Annotated in this window: 14 protein-coding genes and 2 tRNA genes; 12 read left to right on the top strand and 4 right to left on the bottom strand. The window is 51.9% G+C overall.

Translation table 11 applies throughout. The annotated features are described in order from the left end of the window. Positions 1-13: 13 nt before the first annotated feature. Positions 14-1,423 (bottom strand): AI-2E family transporter, encoded by a 1,410-nt coding sequence (locus DWY63_RS04530; protein ID WP_158568320.1) that lies wholly within the window; start codon positions 1,421-1,423, stop codon positions 14-16. A 141-nt stretch (positions 1,424-1,564) separates the two neighbouring features. On the opposite strand from DWY63_RS04530, the gene DWY63_RS04525 reads away from it, so the two are divergent. After that, the gene (locus tag DWY63_RS04525) at positions 1,565-2,893 is read left to right on the top strand and encodes a CCA tRNA nucleotidyltransferase (protein ID WP_117801461.1); all 1,329 of its coding nucleotides are present in this window, start codon (positions 1,565-1,567) and stop codon (positions 2,891-2,893) included. 74 nt (positions 2,894-2,967) lie between these two features. Here DWY63_RS04525 and DWY63_RS04520 read toward each other — a convergent pair whose 3' ends face one another. Beyond that, positions 2,968-4,833, bottom strand: a complete 1,866-nt coding sequence (locus DWY63_RS04520; RefSeq protein WP_055218699.1) for a beta-N-acetylhexosaminidase — start codon at positions 4,831-4,833, stop codon at positions 2,968-2,970. A 248-nt stretch (positions 4,834-5,081) separates the two neighbouring features. On the opposite strand from DWY63_RS04520, the gene DWY63_RS04515 reads away from it, so the two are divergent. From DWY63_RS04515 to DWY63_RS04465, 11 genes are all read left to right on the top strand, one after another. Continuing rightward, entirely contained in the window at positions 5,082-6,059 is a 978-nt protein-coding gene (locus DWY63_RS04515; RefSeq protein WP_117509466.1) for a phosphotransferase, read from the top strand. 241 nt (positions 6,060-6,300) lie between these two features. Further along, the gene (locus DWY63_RS04510) at positions 6,301-6,573 is read left to right on the top strand and encodes an HU family DNA-binding protein (protein WP_022462103.1); all 273 of its coding nucleotides are present in this window, start codon (positions 6,301-6,303) and stop codon (positions 6,571-6,573) included. A gap of 10 nt (positions 6,574-6,583) precedes the next feature. Further along, entirely contained in the window at positions 6,584-6,823 is a 240-nt protein-coding gene (locus DWY63_RS04505) for an RNA-binding S4 domain-containing protein (RefSeq protein WP_022462104.1), read from the top strand. 87 nt (positions 6,824-6,910) lie between these two features. Beyond that, positions 6,911-7,189, top strand: a complete 279-nt coding sequence (yabP, locus tag DWY63_RS04500; RefSeq protein ID WP_330410109.1) for a sporulation protein YabP — start codon at positions 6,911-6,913, stop codon at positions 7,187-7,189. Between the two features lie 2 nt (positions 7,190-7,191). Continuing rightward, positions 7,192-7,599, top strand: coding sequence for a spore cortex biosynthesis protein YabQ (gene yabQ, locus DWY63_RS04495; protein ID WP_117801460.1), 408 nt, complete (start codon positions 7,192-7,194; stop codon positions 7,597-7,599). 100 nt (positions 7,600-7,699) lie between these two features. After that, complete coding sequence (locus DWY63_RS04490; protein WP_117801459.1) at positions 7,700-8,020, top strand: FtsB family cell division protein; 321 nt, start codon at positions 7,700-7,702, stop codon at positions 8,018-8,020. A gap of 74 nt (positions 8,021-8,094) precedes the next feature. Further along, positions 8,095-9,576 carry a SpoIIE family protein phosphatase gene (locus DWY63_RS04485; RefSeq protein WP_117801458.1) on the top strand — a complete coding sequence of 494 codons (1,482 nt, stop codon included), beginning with the start codon at positions 8,095-8,097 and terminating at the stop codon, positions 9,574-9,576. Between the two features lie 15 nt (positions 9,577-9,591). Next, positions 9,592-11,013, top strand: coding sequence for a tRNA lysidine(34) synthetase TilS (gene tilS / locus DWY63_RS04480; RefSeq protein WP_117801457.1), 1,422 nt, complete (start codon positions 9,592-9,594; stop codon positions 11,011-11,013). After that, positions 11,010-11,546: a hypoxanthine phosphoribosyltransferase gene (gene hpt, locus DWY63_RS04475; protein WP_117801456.1), complete on the top strand. Its 537-nt coding sequence runs from the start codon at positions 11,010-11,012 to the stop codon at positions 11,544-11,546. Before tilS ends, hpt begins: the two co-directional genes overlap by 4 nt. A 9-nt stretch (positions 11,547-11,555) precedes the next feature. Beyond that, on the top strand, positions 11,556-13,418 hold the full coding sequence (gene ftsH, locus DWY63_RS04470; RefSeq protein WP_117801455.1) for an ATP-dependent zinc metalloprotease FtsH: 1,863 nt from the start codon (positions 11,556-11,558) through the stop codon (positions 13,416-13,418). Between the two features lie 418 nt (positions 13,419-13,836). After that, positions 13,837-15,996 carry a glycoside hydrolase family 13 protein gene (locus DWY63_RS04465; RefSeq protein WP_117801454.1) on the top strand — a complete coding sequence of 720 codons (2,160 nt, stop codon included), beginning with the start codon at positions 13,837-13,839 and terminating at the stop codon, positions 15,994-15,996. 3 nt (positions 15,997-15,999) lie between these two features. Here DWY63_RS04465 and DWY63_RS04460 read toward each other — a convergent pair. Both DWY63_RS04460 and DWY63_RS04455 read right to left on the bottom strand, forming a co-directional pair. After that, a tRNA-Leu gene (locus DWY63_RS04460) sits at positions 16,000-16,085 on the bottom strand. Between the two features lie 3 nt (positions 16,086-16,088). Continuing rightward, positions 16,089-16,170 (bottom strand) — tRNA-Tyr (locus DWY63_RS04455). Positions 16,171-16,247 lie beyond the last annotated feature (77 nt).

The following is a 16,247-nucleotide window of genomic DNA, read 5'->3' as shown; positions in this document are numbered from 1 at the left end:
TGTAAGATACGATTTATTTTTGATCGGAATCGGAAGAATCTGAGTTTTTCTCTTCGGTCGAAGGCTTTGCCGGTGTATACGGCGCATCAACCGGAGACTCTTCCGTGGCCAGCTTTGTCAGCGCTTTGCGCAGCCGGTAGCCCGGGAAGTGGAAGACTTCGGCCTCGTCGATCTTCTTTTTCTGATATGGGATCGCCTGTCTCGTTTCCGGATCAATGTGGTCCATGTGGAAGTAAAACGCATCGTCATCCGGCAGGTGATGTTTTTCAAGACGACGGTTGGCGAAGTTGCGGCAGACCGTGCAGATAATGGCACAGACCGGAACGGCGATGATCATGCCAAAGACACCCCAGAAGCCGCCGCCGATCAGAATCGAGATGATGATAAGGAAGCTGGACACGCCGGTCGTCTCGCCGAGGATTTTCGGTCCTAAGAAGTTTCCGTCAAACTGCTGCAGGAGAACGACGAAAATCAGGAAATACAGTGCCTGCAGAGGGTCGATCAGAAGGATCAGCAGAAGACACGGAACGGCGCCGAGGAACGGGCCGAAAAACGGAATGATATTCGTCACACCGATGATTACGCTGACCAGCAGTGCGTACGGGGTGCCGATCAGGCTCGTCACAAGATAGCAGATGGCACCGATGATGATCGAATCGATGACTTTTCCAACGAGGAATCCGCTGAATTCCTGGTTCACATACTGGCAGTCGCGGATCACGGCATTTCCGTGATCCAGACCGAGCAGCGCGTAGACTGCTTTTTTCAGCTTGGCAATGTAGCTTTCCTTGTTGTACAGCATGTAGATCGCAACGATCGCGCCAAGCAGAATATTTTTGAAAAACGTAACCATGTTGACGAGCTGTCCGGAGAGGTTCAGAAGGAACGTACGGAGCATCGGCATCAGGTCATTGGTCAGCCAGTTGGAAAGCTTTGCGGAGAACATGGAGATGTACTGGTCTGCCGTCTGCTGCATCTCCGGGTAATTCGCCAGCACTTTTGTGGCAAAATCCTGAATGTTGTTTGCGTAGTTGGAGAAGTTGGAGACAATGTTTGTGATACTTGAGAACAGCTCCGGGATCAGGGTCGCAATGAGTCCGTACAGCGCGAAAAGCATGGCGACGTACGTCAGAAGAATCAAAAGCGCCCGCACAAGCTTTTTGCAGCGTACCGACTGTGTTTTTCCGTGCCGGGCAAAGAGTCTGGCGATGATCCGCTGTTCTATGAAGTTAATGATCGGGCTGATCACATAGGCGAGAATCAGGGCTGCAATCAGGGGGGAGAGAATGTCGAGGACATTGTGAAAGGCGGTCCGCACAGAAGTCTGGTGGAAGAGCAGGTAGTAAAAAATCATGGACGCTGCAAGTACCAGAAAGGCAGTAACGCCGGTCCGGACATATTTTCGGTAACGATCCAGTTTCATAAAAATGTAAATCCCCTTTCGAATTTTATTAACCTCTATTATACACATGCAATCCCCAAAATACAACCGCAACCACACTTGCGGGAAAAAAAGGAAACTGCTATACTGGAAAAGCAGATTTAGAAAAAGGAGATAACAAATTTGAAGATAAAAATGCCGCCAAGCGTAAATATGGTAATCGATTCCCTACATGCGAAAGGCTTCGAGGCGTACGCGGTCGGAGGCTGTGTGCGCGATACGATTCTTGCGCGGGAGCCGGACGACTGGGATATTACAACCTCTGCTTCCCCACAGCAGGTAAAAGAAATTTTTGACCGCACCGTGGATACGGGACTGGAGCACGGAACGGTAACAGTTCTGGCCGGAAGCGGCGCGCACGAGGTCACGACGTACCGCATCGACGGAGAGTATGAGGACGGCCGCCATCCGAAAGAAGTGGTCTTTACCTCCAGCCTCGCCGAGGATCTGCGCCGCCGTGATTTTACGATCAATGCGATGGCATACAACAACGAAGAGGGGCTTGTGGATCTGTTCGATGGAATCAGGGATTTACAGCGCAAAGTCATCCGCTGTGTCGGAAATCCGACCGAGCGGTTCAGTGAGGATGCACTGCGGATCCTGCGTGCCCTCCGCTTTTCCGCACAGCTCGGCTTCAAACTCGATCCGGCAACACTGGATGCCATCATAGCACTCGCGCCGACGCTTGAAAAAATCAGCGCCGAGCGGATCCGTGTGGAACTGAATAAACTGCTGATCTCGAAGCGGCCGGAGTACATGGAGGCCGTCTATGAGGCGGGTATTACAAAAATTGTGCTGCCGGAGTTTGATGAACTGATGAAAACGCCGCAGAACAATCCGCACCACTGTTATAATGTTGGTGAGCACACGATTGCCGCTCTGCAGCACGTTCCGGCAGATCCGATTCTGCGCTGGACGATGCTGCTCCACGACATTGCAAAACCGGCGTGCCGCACAACGGATGAGGCCGGCATCGATCATTTTAAAGGCCACGCACCGGCGGGGGAGAAAATGGCGAAAGCGATTCTGCGCCGTCTGAAATTCGACAACGAAACCATCCGCCAGGTCGCAGCATTGATCCGCTGGCATGACTGCCGCATGGCTCCGGAGAAACCGGTGATCCGCCGTATTCTGAACAAACTCGGCCCGGAGCTGTTCGAAAAACTGATGATCGTGCAGGAAGCCGATACGATGGCCAAAAGCCTGTACCAGCGGGAGAAAACCCTGGAACGGATCGGAAAGGTAAGGGAGTGCGTCAGAGAAATTCTCGATAACGGCGACTGCTTTACGTTGAAAATGCTGGCCGTTTCCGGCAAAGATCTGATGGAACTCGGTGTCCCAAAAGGCCCGAAAATCGGCGAATGCCTGAACGCGGCGCTGGAAGAAGTGATGAAAGATCCGGCGAAGAATACAAAAGAATACCTGACAGAGTACGTAAAAACACTGCTGTAAAGCCAAAACGGCAAACAAAAGAGAGCCGGGGACAGAACAATCCGTCCCCGGCTCTCTTTTGTTTTTTGCTGGTTTTATGCGTTCAGATCACGCAGCAGATCCGCATACCAGCAGAACACATGGGCAATGCGGTACAGTTCGCTCTCCTTGGAGACGGTGCGCCACAGCTCTTTATAGCTGTGCAGCCACCGTTCGAGATCTCCGGCGAGTGCAAAACAGTCTTCTTTCTCCGGCAGAGTACCCTCGGAAAGAAGGGAAGCGCGCAGGAACGGCAGCAGGCGGTTCAGCACTTTCAGGCCGTCTGCGGCGAGCAGGTACGCATAGATCATCGGACGGTTCTCCGGGCGGACGGTGCCGGCTTTCTCGTACAGAACGGCGCAGAGCGCGTCGATTGAAGCATTTGCTGCATCCGCATCGCCTTCCGCGCAGGAGCGGAGCAGTTCGGCAGCCTCTTCTTTGTCCTGATGCAGTTCGAGTGCTTCCTGTACCATAACGGCAGTGCGCCACGGATACGCATCCTGATGGCAGAGAAGATCGAGCACGGAAACGAGTTTTCCGGAAGCATCACCAAATTCCAGCACGGAAATCTGGCGGTTGATTTCCTCCTCCGGCAGAATGTCTGCATTCCAGGAGAACGCCGCGCCGTAGATCATGCCGATGCGGGAGAAGTCCGGGTGATTGATGTGGCCGTAATCGCCCCAGTCAGTGTTCAGAAGTCCCATCGCATGGCATTCGTGGCCGTAGCGCGCCATTCTGGAAATGTTTTCATACGCCTCATGATACTTGTTGATGAGCTGGTTCCATCCCTGTACGCCCGGGCACACATACAGATGCTCGGCACCGGAATTGGCAAGGCGGGTCAGACGCTCCGATGAAACATTTGACGCATAATCCCAGTGGAGGCAGATCAGGTTCTTCGGCAGGAGATGATAAACTTCCGGCTCCTGGCTGATGACATCACTCCAGAACATCGGCGTGCGGCCGGATTCAGTGATATAGTTGGCAAGCTCTGTCACAAACTCGGTGTAGATGACGGTGGTTCCCTTTTCCTCGGCGAGTGCGCGGGAAGCCCCTTTTCCAAGGTCAAACGTTTCATCCGCGCAGAGATTGAAATACTTCGAGGAGAAGAGCTGCATATATTCGGAAAGAATGTGTTTGGCAAGGGAGAGGCTCTCCGGGTTTGTGATATCGAGCGTATGGTGCGCCTGGCGGTCATAGAAGGAGAACGGAGCCGAAGCAGAGCCTTCCAGTTCGCACAGATGTGCATACGATTTCGTGCAGAGCAGCTTGTACAGATGGCCGAAGCTTGCAAGCGACGGAACGAGATCAATGCCAAGTCCCTTGCAGTAGCGGTCCAGCTCGAGGATGTCCTCTGCAGTGAGCGGCGTATCGTCGCGCCACATCTCGGTCAGATCGTCGAAGAGATAGCTGTGCTCGATGTAGAGCTGAAGCTGATTGATTTTATAGAAGCTCAAGGTGTCGGCAAGCTGTTTCAGATAGGAAAGCGTCGGAACACGTCCGCGGGTCGCATCGTGGTAGAAGCCGCGGTTTTCCATGGCCGGTTTGTCGGAGATCAGGACGGTTGGAAGAACAGCACCTGCCTGGCGGATCATCTGACGGAGTGTCTGCACGCCGTAGAGAACGCCGCTTTCCAGAGATCCGCAGATCGTGATGTTTTCCGGTGTGACAGCGAGGGTATAAGCCTCACGGGATAATTCCGGAGAGGCAGTCAGATAGATCAGGTGTGATCCCACCGGCTGATGACGGCGGCAGATGGCAGGACGGAATCCCGTCTGTGTCTCAATCTCCTGCTGCAGAAGCTGTGCGGCAGAAAAAAGCTCAGCCGGGCTCTCGGAATCGAGAAAAATGCGGCTGTCATAGTGAATTGTAAAGGTGCCCTCTCCGTAGGAAAGGGAAGATGGCTGTGGTAAGAAAATCATAAAAACCCTCCTTAAAATAAAATGATTTTAGAGAACCCCATAACAGGTGTTTTTCATCCTGTCAAGTTTGGAATATTTTACCATGCGGTGAAATTAAAAACAATAAAATAAGAGAAAAAGAAAACACTTTCAACATTGCTTTTGGGATGAAAGAAAAAACAGAAACCAGTATGCATGGCACAGGGCGGATACGCATACATTGAATCGTGACCCCAAAAACGATCACAACAGGGAAAGGAGTCAGGCTCTTGTATGATTATGGATTGAGTGTGCTGTCCCATTACGGTCTTACGGCTTCCGGCACAATGCGGGTGCGGGGCGCTTTATTGTGCCACACCGAACAGGGGGATAAGCTGATCAGCGAGTTCGGGACGGCGGCGGAAAAACTGGAGCAGCGGTATCTTCTACAGTGCCGCATCACGGAGTCGGGGCTCCTGCGGTGCGATCAGATTCTGCGGAACGAAGAGGGAGCGCTTGCAACGCGCGGGGACGACGGAGGAACGTACATTGTGCGGAACTGGTACCCGGGCCGGGAATGTGAGACGGGAAACAGTGAGGATCTTATCCGCGCCTCGGACGCGCTGGCGCGGCTACATACGGCAGCTCATCTGCCGGTGAAAATGGAATACCGGAGGGAATCCATCGTGGAGGAGTGCATCCGCCACAATGTGGAAATTCGAAAGATCCGAAAGTATTTGCAGACAAAAAAGAAGAAAAATGAGTTCGAAAAACTGCTGTTGGCAAGCGCCGGTCCGTATCTGGAACAGGGAGAGCGGGCGGCCGCGGAAATGAAAGCTTCTTCCTATGAAAAACTGCGGCAGCGGGCGGACGAAGAAGGCGCCGTCTGCCACGGGGAATTCAGCCAGCACAATATTCTGCTGGAAAACGGCAGAGGCGAAACGGCGGTCAATTTCGACAAGTGGAACTTCGATCTCCAGGTGGCAGATCTTGGCTATTTTATGCGGAAAATTCTGGAAAAACACGGCTGGAGCGAGCGCGCGGCAGAACGGATTTTAAACGCCTACAGCGCCAGACGGCCGCTCGATGAGGGGGAAATCGAGACACTCCGCCTCTATCTTTCCTATCCGTGGAAATACTGGAAACTGGCAAACCGCTACTACGGAAGCAGAAAATCGTGGATATCCGGGCGGAATACGGAGAAACTAAAAACACTCAATGCGCAGCAGGCAGACTGGCTGCGGTTTGTTAAGGGATCCTTCTTTTAACCGTGCGGTGGAAAAGAGTCTGTTTTGGGCAGAAATCGCCATAAAACCGCTGGTATGGGGGACTTTTTTCTTGACAAGAGAGACGCATTAGTATATAAATATATACAGCTACGCGAAAAAGCCGGTCAACGTAACAGACTGATCATCCGGAAGAAAAACAGCCGGCAGGGCAGGTCGTGTGTATCAGCGGGCCCGCGTACCATGTAAAAAACAAATGTAAGATACAGGAGGAGTAAAACTCATGAACAAAACAGAATTAGTTGCAGCTATGGCTGAGCAGACAAATTTATCCAAAAAAGATGCAGAGGCTGCTTTAAAAGCATTTATCGATGTAGTATCTGAAGAATTAAAGAAAGGTGAGAAAGTTCAGCTGGTAGGCTTTGGTACCTTCGAAGTATCCGAAAGAGCAGCAAGAGAAGGAAGAAATCCGCAGACTGGCGAGACCATGGAAATCAAAGCTTCCAAAACTCCGAAATTCAAAGCAGGAAAAGCTTTAAAGGACATGATGAACTAAGTAAAAATCTATGCGCTTAGATAAATTTTTAAAAGTATCAAGACTGATCAAGCGGCGTACCGTAGCCAATGAAGCCTGTGATGCAGGCCGTGTCCTCGTCAACGACAGACCGGCAAAAGCATCCGCACAGGTCAAGGCAGGAGATGTACTGGAAATTCAGTTCGGAAGTAAATCCGTCAGGGTAGAAGTGCTGAATGTGCAGGAAACCGTGAAAAAAGAAGAAGCACAGGAGCTTTACCGCTACTTATAAGAAGTGCGGCAGGATTCATGTGCAGCGAATAAAAAGAGAAAACCTTCATATAATGGGTGTATAGACCATTGTATGGAGGTTTTTTGCATGGGAGAGATGAACGAACAGGCGCACCGCCTTTTACTGGAACAGCGGAAAACACTTTCTCTTGGCGGCGTGCAGGATGTGAAAAGCTTTGATGAGAACGAAGTTCTGCTCGTGACCGTCTGCGGTGTTCTTACCATCCGCGGAAAAGAGCTGCATGTGGGCCGCCTGGAGCTGGAAAAGGGAGAGGCGGATATCGAAGGCAGCATTGACAGCCTGGTCTATACGGAACATGGGCCGCTGCAGAAGAAGGGGTCTGCGCTTGCGCGGCTGTTCCGGTAAAAATGAGTGCGTATGTCACCCGGGAGCTGATTCTGCTCGCCTGTTCCATCTGGCAGGGGGCAGTCCTGGGGTTCTGGTACGATCTGATCAGGACAGCGCGGAAACTGATCCGCCACAGCCATGCAGCGGTATCAGCAGAGGACCTCTGCTACTGGATTGCGGCAGCGCTGTATCTGTTTGTACGGATTTACGGAGAGAACAGCGGCATTCTCCGCGGGTATCTGTTTGGCGGCATCCTTGGGGGCGCTGCGTTGTACCACGCATCGTTTGGACGCTTTCTTCCGGAACTTCTGGCAAAGGGAATCAAAAAAGCAGGGCGAATCCTCGCTTTTCCAGGAAAATGGCTGGTAAAAAGTATGAAAAAACGGAGAAAAAGGTTGAAATTTCATGGGAAGAACGGTAAGATGTAACTACACATGTAAGAACAAAAGAAACAAGTCTGCGGACGAAAAACAACAGATAGTTTGGCTGCAGACGGTTGGAAAATAGAAAGCAAGGGTAAAGAAAAGAATGAAAGAAAAGAATTCTGGCCGAAAGAAAAAAGTCAGAAAGAAGAGCCGTACAACAGAGTTCTCAATTACCGTAGTCCTGTGTTGCCTGGTTGCAGTCCTTACCGTAAAGGGAATCAGCCTTCAGCAGAAGGTCAATGCAAATGCATCCCGTCTTTCCGGTCTGGACAGCCAGATTGAAGAGGAGAAGCAGCGCACCGATGATATTACCGCCTTGAAAGAATACATGCAGACCGATGAGTACATAGAAAAAACGGCAAGAGAAAAACTTGGCATGGTAAAGGATAATGAGATTTTATTTAAAGAATCCCAGTCGAAATAAACAAAACAGATAAAGAAAGGGCATGATTTCGCAGTCCCCTTTGAAGTCCAGAACAAAGAGAGGAGGAGCGGAACATGCCGGAGTGGATCATTGCCATGTTCCTGATCGGCGCATTGCTGTCAGCAGGGGACATGGCTAAAATTTTTTTGGAAGCCAGAAGAAGCCGCCGGGAAGCGGCCGTCTATGACAATCATCCGCAGAAACTGCAGATGGAGCACTACGCCGATTCGTTCCGCGTTCTGGCAGAGAGCTTTTACCAGATGCCGTCAAAAAGTGTGATGCCGGAGACGGGCCGGGTGGACAAGATTCTGGAAAAAGAACAGCAGGAAGTCTGTAGCCGCTGTGCGAAGGCGTCGTGGTGCTGGGAGCAGTACGGAAACCTGACGCGCGAGCGGTGCCAGGAACTTCTTCAGACAATCGCCGACGGGGATGAGGACGAGATCAGCCGTGCAAAAGGCGAATGGAACGCCTCCTGCCTGAACGGCTCCCGCTTTCTGGAACTGTTCTGGAACCGCTACCAGCAGGAACGCCAGACGGCGCTCTGGTCGGGGCGTGTGGCGGAGAGCCGCCGCGTGGTGGCAGAACAGTTAAGTGAAGTCGCCGGGATTATGGACCGTGCCGCGTGTGATCTGTACAGCCTCAACAGTCTGCCGGACGAGCTCTCGGAAAAAATCTGCCGCCAGATGAAGAAAAAAGGGGCTTTCGTCCAGAAAATCTGGCTCCAGGAGCGGCCGAAAGAGCATTTACAGATCTATATGACGGTCAAAGCGGGCCGTCACTGCCGGATCACGCTTCGCCAGACGGCGGAACTGATCGGTTCCCTGTGCGGAATCCCGATGGTTGCGGTACGCGACGGGGCACAGGTCTTAAGCGGAGAATACCAGACGGTGCTGTTTCAGGAGGATGTGAAATTCCAGGTTCTCTACGGTGTGGGACGCATCACCAAGGAGCAGGAGAGTATCTCCGGGGACAATTACAGTGTGCTCTGCGAAAACGGCCAGTTTGTCCTCTGCCTGTCGGACGGCATGGGTTCTGGGATCGAGGCAAACAGGGAGAGCGAGACGGTGGTGGAGCTGTTTGAACAGTTCCTGCGCGCCGGATTCCCGCGGATCATGGCGGCACGGATGATCAATTCGATGCTTCTGCTGCAGCCAAAGGAAGGGATGTTTTCCACGTTTGATGTTGCTTCGATTAATCTCTACACAGGCGTCTGCAGCTTTTTGAAAGGAGGTGCATCGCCGACGTTCCTTAGGCGGGATACGTGGGTGGAGGTTGTGGAGTCGACCAGTCTTGCCGCAGGTCTCGTTTCCCAGACGGATTTTGATACCACAACGAAAAAGCTGTACGACGGTGATTACCTTGTGATGATGACGGACGGAGTGCTGGACGCGCTGCCCGGGGACAGGACGGAGCAGATGAAGCAGCTTCTTCTCGAAGTGAAAAACAGCGAGCCGCGGGAATTTGCCCGGGAGCTTTTGGAACGCGTGCTGCGCCTCGGCGGCTGCCGCGCACGGGATGATATGACGGTTCTGGTCGCCAGAATCTGGAAAAAATAGGAGTAAAAACGAAGGATGCGAGAGAAAGTAAGAGCCTTTATGGAACAGTATCATATGGTAACGGCAGGCGAACGCGTGCTGCTCGGCCTCTCCGGCGGCGCGGATTCCGTCTGCCTGTTTCATCTGCTGCGGGAACTGCAGGAGCCGCTTGGCTTTTCGCTGCTGGCTGTCCACGTCAACCATAACCTGCGCGGCGCGGAAGCCGGGCGGGATGCGGCATTTGCAGAAAATCTGTGCCGGGAATATGATGTTCCGTTCTATCTCTATTCCTGTCCCGTGGAGAAGATCGCAAAAGAAAAGCATCTCTCGACGGAGGAGGCGGGACGCGCGGCGCGGCAGGAAGTTTTTGCAGCGTGCGCAAAGGAGCAGGGGGCAGTGAAAATTGCGCTCGCCCATCACCAGGATGACGTTGCGGAGACGATGCTGCATCACCTGGCACGGGGAACGTCGCTGGCCGGACTTGCCTCCTTACGCCCCGTGCGGGGGAATGTGATCCGTCCGCTTCTCTGCGTCGGACGAAAAGAGATCCGGCAGGAACTGGAAAGCCGGAAGTGTTCCTGGTGTGAGGACAGCACGAATGCAGAGGATGCTTACACGAGGAACGGAATCCGCCACCATGTGCTGCCGTATCTGACCGAAGAGGTCAATCCGCGTGCCGCCGCGCATATGGCACAGACATCGCTGGACCTGCTGGAAACGGAGGAATATCTGGAGCAGCAGACGGATCAGCTGATGGAGCGGTATGCATCCGCAGAGAAAAATGCGGTTGTGCTGCGTGATGCGGTGAGCAGCGAAGCGCCTCTTCTGCAGCGCTACGTGATCCGGCGCGTTCTGGAACAGCTGGCGGGAAAACGGAAGGATCTTACCAGGGAGCATCTGGAATCTGTGCGGGAACTTTTTGAAAAGCAGGTCGGAAAAAGTGTCTGCCTGCCGTATGGAATCACCGCCGTGCGCGGATACGAGACGCTCCGCCTGGAAAAGCAGGGAGTGCATTTAAAAGAAGAACGGAAAAGGAAAAGCGGCGAAGAAGTTCCAATTCCGGTTCCGGCCGGGTGGGAAGAGGAAAAAAGTCTCGCATTTGCAGAAAATCCAGTCACGATTGTGAAAAAAACATCGGTTTTTCCCGAAAGAATTGAAGAAAAAAAGTATACGAAATGCTTTGACTGTGATAAAATAAAAGACGGTCTTGTCCTCCGCACGAGAAGAAGCGGAGATTATCTGAGAGTAACCGCAAAAGGCGGGAAAAAGAAACTAAAAGATTATATGATTGATGCCAAGATACCGAAAGAGGAGCGGGATTCCATTCTGCTGCTCGCCGACGGACCGGAGATCTGGTGGGTCGTGGGGTATCGCAGAGGAGAGAGCGGCCGTGTCGGGGAAGACACGAAAGCAGTTCTGCAGATACAGATTGGCGTTGGTAAGGAGGAAAACAGATGAAAGAGACAATCAGAGTATTATTAAGCGAAGAAGAAGTAGACAGACGAATTAAAGAAGTAGCAGACCAGATCAACCGCGATTACGCAGGAAAGGAAGTGCACCTGATCTGCGTTTTAAAAGGCGGCGTATTCTTTATGTGCGAGCTGGCAAAACGCATCACAGTGCCGGTAAGCCTTGACTTTATGTCCGTATCAAGTTACGGCGATGACACCAAGTCCAGCGGAGTTGTCCGTATTGTAAAAGACCTGGATCAGCCGCTGGAAGGAAAAGACGTTCTGATTGTGGAGGATATCATCGATTCCGGAAGAACGCTTTACTATCTGATCGACATCCTGAAAAAGAGAAATCCGAAATCCGTACACCTGTGTACTCTGCTCGACAAGCCGGAGCGCAGAGTGCGCGATGTCAAAGTAGATTATACCTGCTTTGATATCCCGGACGAGTTCGTCGTAGGCTACGGTCTGGATTACGCACAGAAATATCGGAATCTTCCATACATCGGAGTAGTGGAGTTTCACGAAGACGAGGAGTAAAAAGAAAATATGAACAGACAGCGCAGTGGATTTGGACTCTACGCGGCGTTTATGGTGATTATCGTGCTTGCCATGTTCTATATCACCGGAAAAATCAGCGCAGGCAGCAGCCCAAGTCAGCAGAAATTTGAAACCGCCGTAAAAGACGGCAAAGTGACATCCGCGCAGATTGTCCAGAACAAAGAAGTGCCGACCGGCTCCGTTGTGGTACGGGAGCAGGGCGGTGACAGTTATACGGTCAATGTGACCGACGTAAACGCAGCTATCAGCCTTCTGGAGGATGCTGATGTAACGTACACCGTACAGAATGTCCAGAGAGACAGCATTTTCATGACGTCTGTCCTGCCGGCCCTGCTGCTCGGTATGATCCTTCTTTTCGGCATGTCGATGATGAACCGCTCCATGGGCGGCGGTGGAGGCGGCGGAAACAAAATGATGAATTTTGGAAAAAGCAACGCCCATATGTCCACCGACAAAGACAAAAAAGTCCTGTTCCGCGATGTTGCGGGCTTAAAAGAGGAAAAAGAAGACCTTGTTGAGGTGGTCGATTTCCTGAAAGCACCGGAGAAATATACACAGGTCGGTGCGAGAATCCCGAAAGGAGTTCTTCTTGTGGGCCCTCCTGGAACCGGTAAAACCCTTCTGGCGAAAGCTGTTGCAGGAGAGGCAGGCGTGCCGTTCTTCAGCATTTCCGGATCCGATTTCGTGGAAATGTTCGTCGGCGTCGGCGCTTCCCGTGTCCGCGACCTGTTTGAGGAAGGAAAAAAACATGCGCCGTGCATCATCTTCATCGATGAGATCGACGCCGTGGCAAGACGAAGAGGCACCGGCATGGGCGGCGGCCACGATGAGAGAGAGCAGACATTAAACCAGCTTCTCGTTGAGATGGATGGTTTCGGCGTCAATGAGGGCATCATCGTGATGGCAGCGACGAACCGTGTCGATATCCTGGATCCGGCGATTCTCCGTCCGGGCCGTTTTGACCGCCGCGTGGTTGTAGGACCGCCGGATGTCATGGGCCGTGAGGAAATCCTGAAAGTCCATGCAAAGAACAAACCGCTGGCCGAGGATGTGGATCTGAAACAGATCGCGCAGACGACCGCAGGCTTCACCGGCGCAGAGCTGGAGAACCTGCTGAACGAGGCAGCAATCATGGCGGCAAAGGACCGCAGAAGATTTGTGCGCCAGGCCGATATCAAGTCTGCTTTCATCAAAGTGGGCATCGGTGCGGAGAAGCGCAGTAAAGTCATTTCGGATAAAGAAAAACGGATCACCGCATACCATGAGACAGGCCATGCGATCCTGTTCCATATGCTGCCGGATATGGAGGCGGTCTATACGATCTCCATTATCCCGACAGGTCCTGGCGCAGCGGGCTACACGATGCCGCAGCCGGAGAATGACGATATGTTCCAGACGAGAGGCAAAATGATGCAGTACATCACCGTATGCCTCGGCGGCCGTGTGGCAGAGGAGCTGATCTTCGACGATATCACAACGGGTGCGTCCCAGGATATCAAACAGGCGACGGCAACCGCCCGTTCCATGATTACGAAGTACGGTATGTCTGAGAACCTCGGTCTTGTTGCATACGATTCCGACTCGGACGAGGTATTTATCGGTCGTGACTGGGGCCATACGAAGAGCTACAGCGAGAATGTAGCCGCAGCCATCGACGAGGAAGTCCGCCAGATGATCGAGAAATGCCACGATCAGGCGAAACAGATTATTCTGGAGCATTCCTATGTGCTGCATGAGTGTGCAAAGCAGCTGATGGAAAAAGAGAAGCTGAGCCGTGCTGAATTCGAAGCCATTTTTGAGCAGGAAGCACAGATGACAGGAACAGCACCGGAAGTTTCTGGAGAAATCTGATATCTTTTTATTTGCAATAGAAAACCTGCAGAAAACAAAAAAAATTTTTTGCAGGTTTTTTTCTGCGATTTTACGGGCGTTTGTGCAAATTAAAACAGAAAATCCGAAACGCCGGAAAAATTCATCGTTATTTTGAATAAGAATCAAATGAAAAAAAATCGCGATTTGTGCAGACTTTTCGAGGGACGTATGGTACTATAATAACTGTAAAAACCCCCCAATACATTATATAGTTTTTGCTACACCCCATAAGAGAAATACCTTCTCCAAAAGAGCCAGCGTACCCCGCTGGCTCTTTTACTATATAAAAATCCAATAAACACAATCGTTACATGTGTTCAGAAAAAGGTTGTATTACATGGCAGTGTGGGGTAAAATATAAGGAATGAATGATTGAGAAAGACAGAGGCGTTAGTTCATGGATAAAACAAGAATGCAGCAGTATATGTCACAGATGCGGGCGATGTTCAACAAGCATGCGCTCTACAGCGATGAATCCCCGCAGTATCAGATTCCGTTTGAGCCGAACCCGGGCGACACGGTGAAGATCCGGTTCCGTACCCTGAAAAATAATGTAGATGCGGTTTATTTCATCAGCGGTTCCACCCGTGCACAGATGCAGGTCGGTTTGGTCCGGAACGGTTTTGATTATTACGAGATCGAGATTCCGGTCGGAAATGAGCCGATCCGCTATTTTTTTGAGATTCAGGCAGGCCGCGTGGTCTGTTATTACAACAAGCTCGGTGTCACAAGAGAGCTGCAGGAGATGTACTCTTTCGGCATTATCCCGGGCTTCCATACGCCGGACTGGGCGAAGGGCGCTGTCATGTATCAGATTTTTGTGGACCGCTTCTGCAACGGAGATCCGTCCAACGATGTGCTGACGGGAGAGTACAGCTACATCGGTGAGCAGGTCAACAAGGTGGATGACTGGAACCGCTTCCCGGAGCAGATGGATGTCCGCAATTTCTACGGCGGCGATCTGCAGGGCGTCATTGACAAGATGGATTATCTGCAGGATCTCGGTGTGCAGGTCATTTATCTGAATCCGGTGTTTGTTTCGCCGTCGAACCATAAGTATGATATTCAGGATTATGACTATATTGATCCGCATTTCGGAAAGATTGTCTCCGACGAAGGCGATCTGCTCTGGCCGGGCGACAAGGACAATACGCGGGCAACGCGGTATATTGACCGTGTGACGAACAGGGCGAACCTGGAGGCGAGCAATGAACTGTTTATCCACCTGGTGGAGGAGGCGCACAAGCGCGGCATGAAGGTGATTCTGGACGGCGTTTTCAACCACTGTGGTTCGTTTAACAAGTGGCTGGACCGCGAGCGGATTTACGAGGCCGGAAAGGGCTATGAGCCGGGCGCGTATGTGGCGCAGGACAGTCCGTATCACACGTTTTTTAAGTTTTATAATGAGCATAACTGGCCGTACAATGAGTTTTATGACGGCTGGTGGGGCCATGATACGCTGCCGAAGCTGAACTACGAGGGTTCGGAGAAGCTGATGGAGGATATTATGCGCATCGGCGCGAAGTGGGTTTCTCCGCCGTTTAATGCGGACGGCTGGCGGCTGGATGTGGCCGCTGACTTAGGACACAGCCCGGAGTTTAACCACAAGTTCTGGAAGAAGTTCCGGCGCGTTGTGAAGGAGGCGAATCCGGAGGCGATTATTCTGGCGGAGCACTACGGCGATGCGATGAGCTGGCTGCAGGGCGACGAGTGGGATACGGTGATGAACTATGATGCGTTTATGGAGCCGGTTTCCTGGTTCCTCACGGGTATGGAGAAGCACAGTGATGAGTTTAACCAGGGGCTTCTCGGAAACAGTGAGAGTTTTATCGGGGCGATGACGTATCATATGCCGGCGTTTTATGCGCCTTCGCTGTATACGGCGATGAATGAGCTGGATAATCATGATCATTCACGGTTCCTCACGAGAACGAATCATCGTGTGGGGCGTGTGGCGAATGTTGGGCCGTATGCGGCTGCGGAGAATACGAATAAGGCGGTGCTGCGCGAGGCGGTTGTGATTCAGATGACGTGGCCGGGGGCGCCGACGCTGTATTATGGGGATGAGGCCGGCCAGGTTGGGTTTACGGATCCGGATAACCGGAGGACGTATCCCTGGGGACAGGAGGATCAGGAGCTGATCCGATTCTATAAAGAAATGATTGCGGTGCATCGGAGATTTCCGGTGCTGGCGATGGGATCGCTGAAATTTTTGTACCATGATTATAATGTGCTTTCTTATGGACGGTTTAATCAGGAGGAGCAGGTGATTGTGATAATTAATAACCGGAATGAGAGGGTGCATGTGGAGATTCCGGTGTGGCTTACCGGGATTAACCGGAGTTCGGTGGCGAAGCTGACGCAGGTGTTTGCGACGGATGCGGTGGGATTTTCTTCGGAGGAGAAAGAAATCGAGGCACCGGCGGGCATACTGGAGATGGATTTGCTGCCGTTATCGGGAGTGGTACTGCATAGATGCGAGGCTGGTAGTGGGGACGGGAGATTGAAAAATAGAAATGGAAAAAGAGCTCCGATTCGTATGAATCAGAGCTCTTAATCGTGCCGCAAACCGGGATCGAACCGGTACGGGTATCACTACCCACGGGATTTTAAGTCCCGGGCGTCTGCCAGTTCCGCCACTGCGGCATATGGACGGAGATGGATTCGAACCATCGAAGCAATTTGCAGCAGATTTACAGTCTGTCCCCTTTGGCCACTCGGGAATCCGTCCATGTATTTTGTTTTGTGTCAGAATGACTTCCGACATTGAATGATTATACTGGATGTGGAGGGAAAATGCAAGGGTTT

Source organism: Blautia sp. AF26-2, from assembly GCF_003460955.1.
Classification (GTDB): Bacteria; Bacillota; Clostridia; order Lachnospirales; family Lachnospiraceae; genus Fusicatenibacter; species Fusicatenibacter saccharivorans.
The sequence above is the reverse complement of the archived record's forward strand: the minus strand, read 5'-3'. Positions and strand labels throughout refer to the sequence as shown.

What these genes read in the sequence shown, in the direction of transcription:
- hpt (WP_117801456.1), top strand. Translation starts at nt 11,010, where the DNA reads ATGAAAGAGACAATCAGAGTATTATTAAGCGAAGAAGAAGTAGACAGA.
- DWY63_RS04505 (WP_022462104.1), top strand. Translation starts at nt 6,584, where the DNA reads ATGCGCTTAGATAAATTTTTAAAAGTATCAAGACTGATCAAGCGGCGT.
- DWY63_RS04465 (WP_117801454.1), top strand. Translation starts at nt 13,837, where the DNA reads ATGGATAAAACAAGAATGCAGCAGTATATGTCACAGATGCGGGCGATG.
- DWY63_RS04510 (WP_022462103.1), top strand. Translation starts at nt 6,301, where the DNA reads ATGAACAAAACAGAATTAGTTGCAGCTATGGCTGAGCAGACAAATTTA.
- yabP (WP_330410109.1), top strand. Translation starts at nt 6,911, where the DNA reads ATGGGAGAGATGAACGAACAGGCGCACCGCCTTTTACTGGAACAGCGG.
- yabQ (WP_117801460.1), top strand. Translation starts at nt 7,192, where the DNA reads ATGAGTGCGTATGTCACCCGGGAGCTGATTCTGCTCGCCTGTTCCATC.
- DWY63_RS04520 (WP_055218699.1), bottom strand. Translation starts at nt 4,833, where the DNA reads ATGATTTTCTTACCACAGCCATCTTCCCTTTCCTACGGAGAGGGCACC.
- DWY63_RS04485 (WP_117801458.1), top strand. Translation starts at nt 8,095, where the DNA reads ATGCCGGAGTGGATCATTGCCATGTTCCTGATCGGCGCATTGCTGTCA.
- DWY63_RS04490 (WP_117801459.1), top strand. Translation starts at nt 7,700, where the DNA reads ATGAAAGAAAAGAATTCTGGCCGAAAGAAAAAAGTCAGAAAGAAGAGC.
- tilS (WP_117801457.1), top strand. Translation starts at nt 9,592, where the DNA reads ATGCGAGAGAAAGTAAGAGCCTTTATGGAACAGTATCATATGGTAACG.
- DWY63_RS04530 (WP_158568320.1), bottom strand. Translation starts at nt 1,423, where the DNA reads ATGAAACTGGATCGTTACCGAAAATATGTCCGGACCGGCGTTACTGCC.
- ftsH (WP_117801455.1), top strand. Translation starts at nt 11,556, where the DNA reads ATGAACAGACAGCGCAGTGGATTTGGACTCTACGCGGCGTTTATGGTG.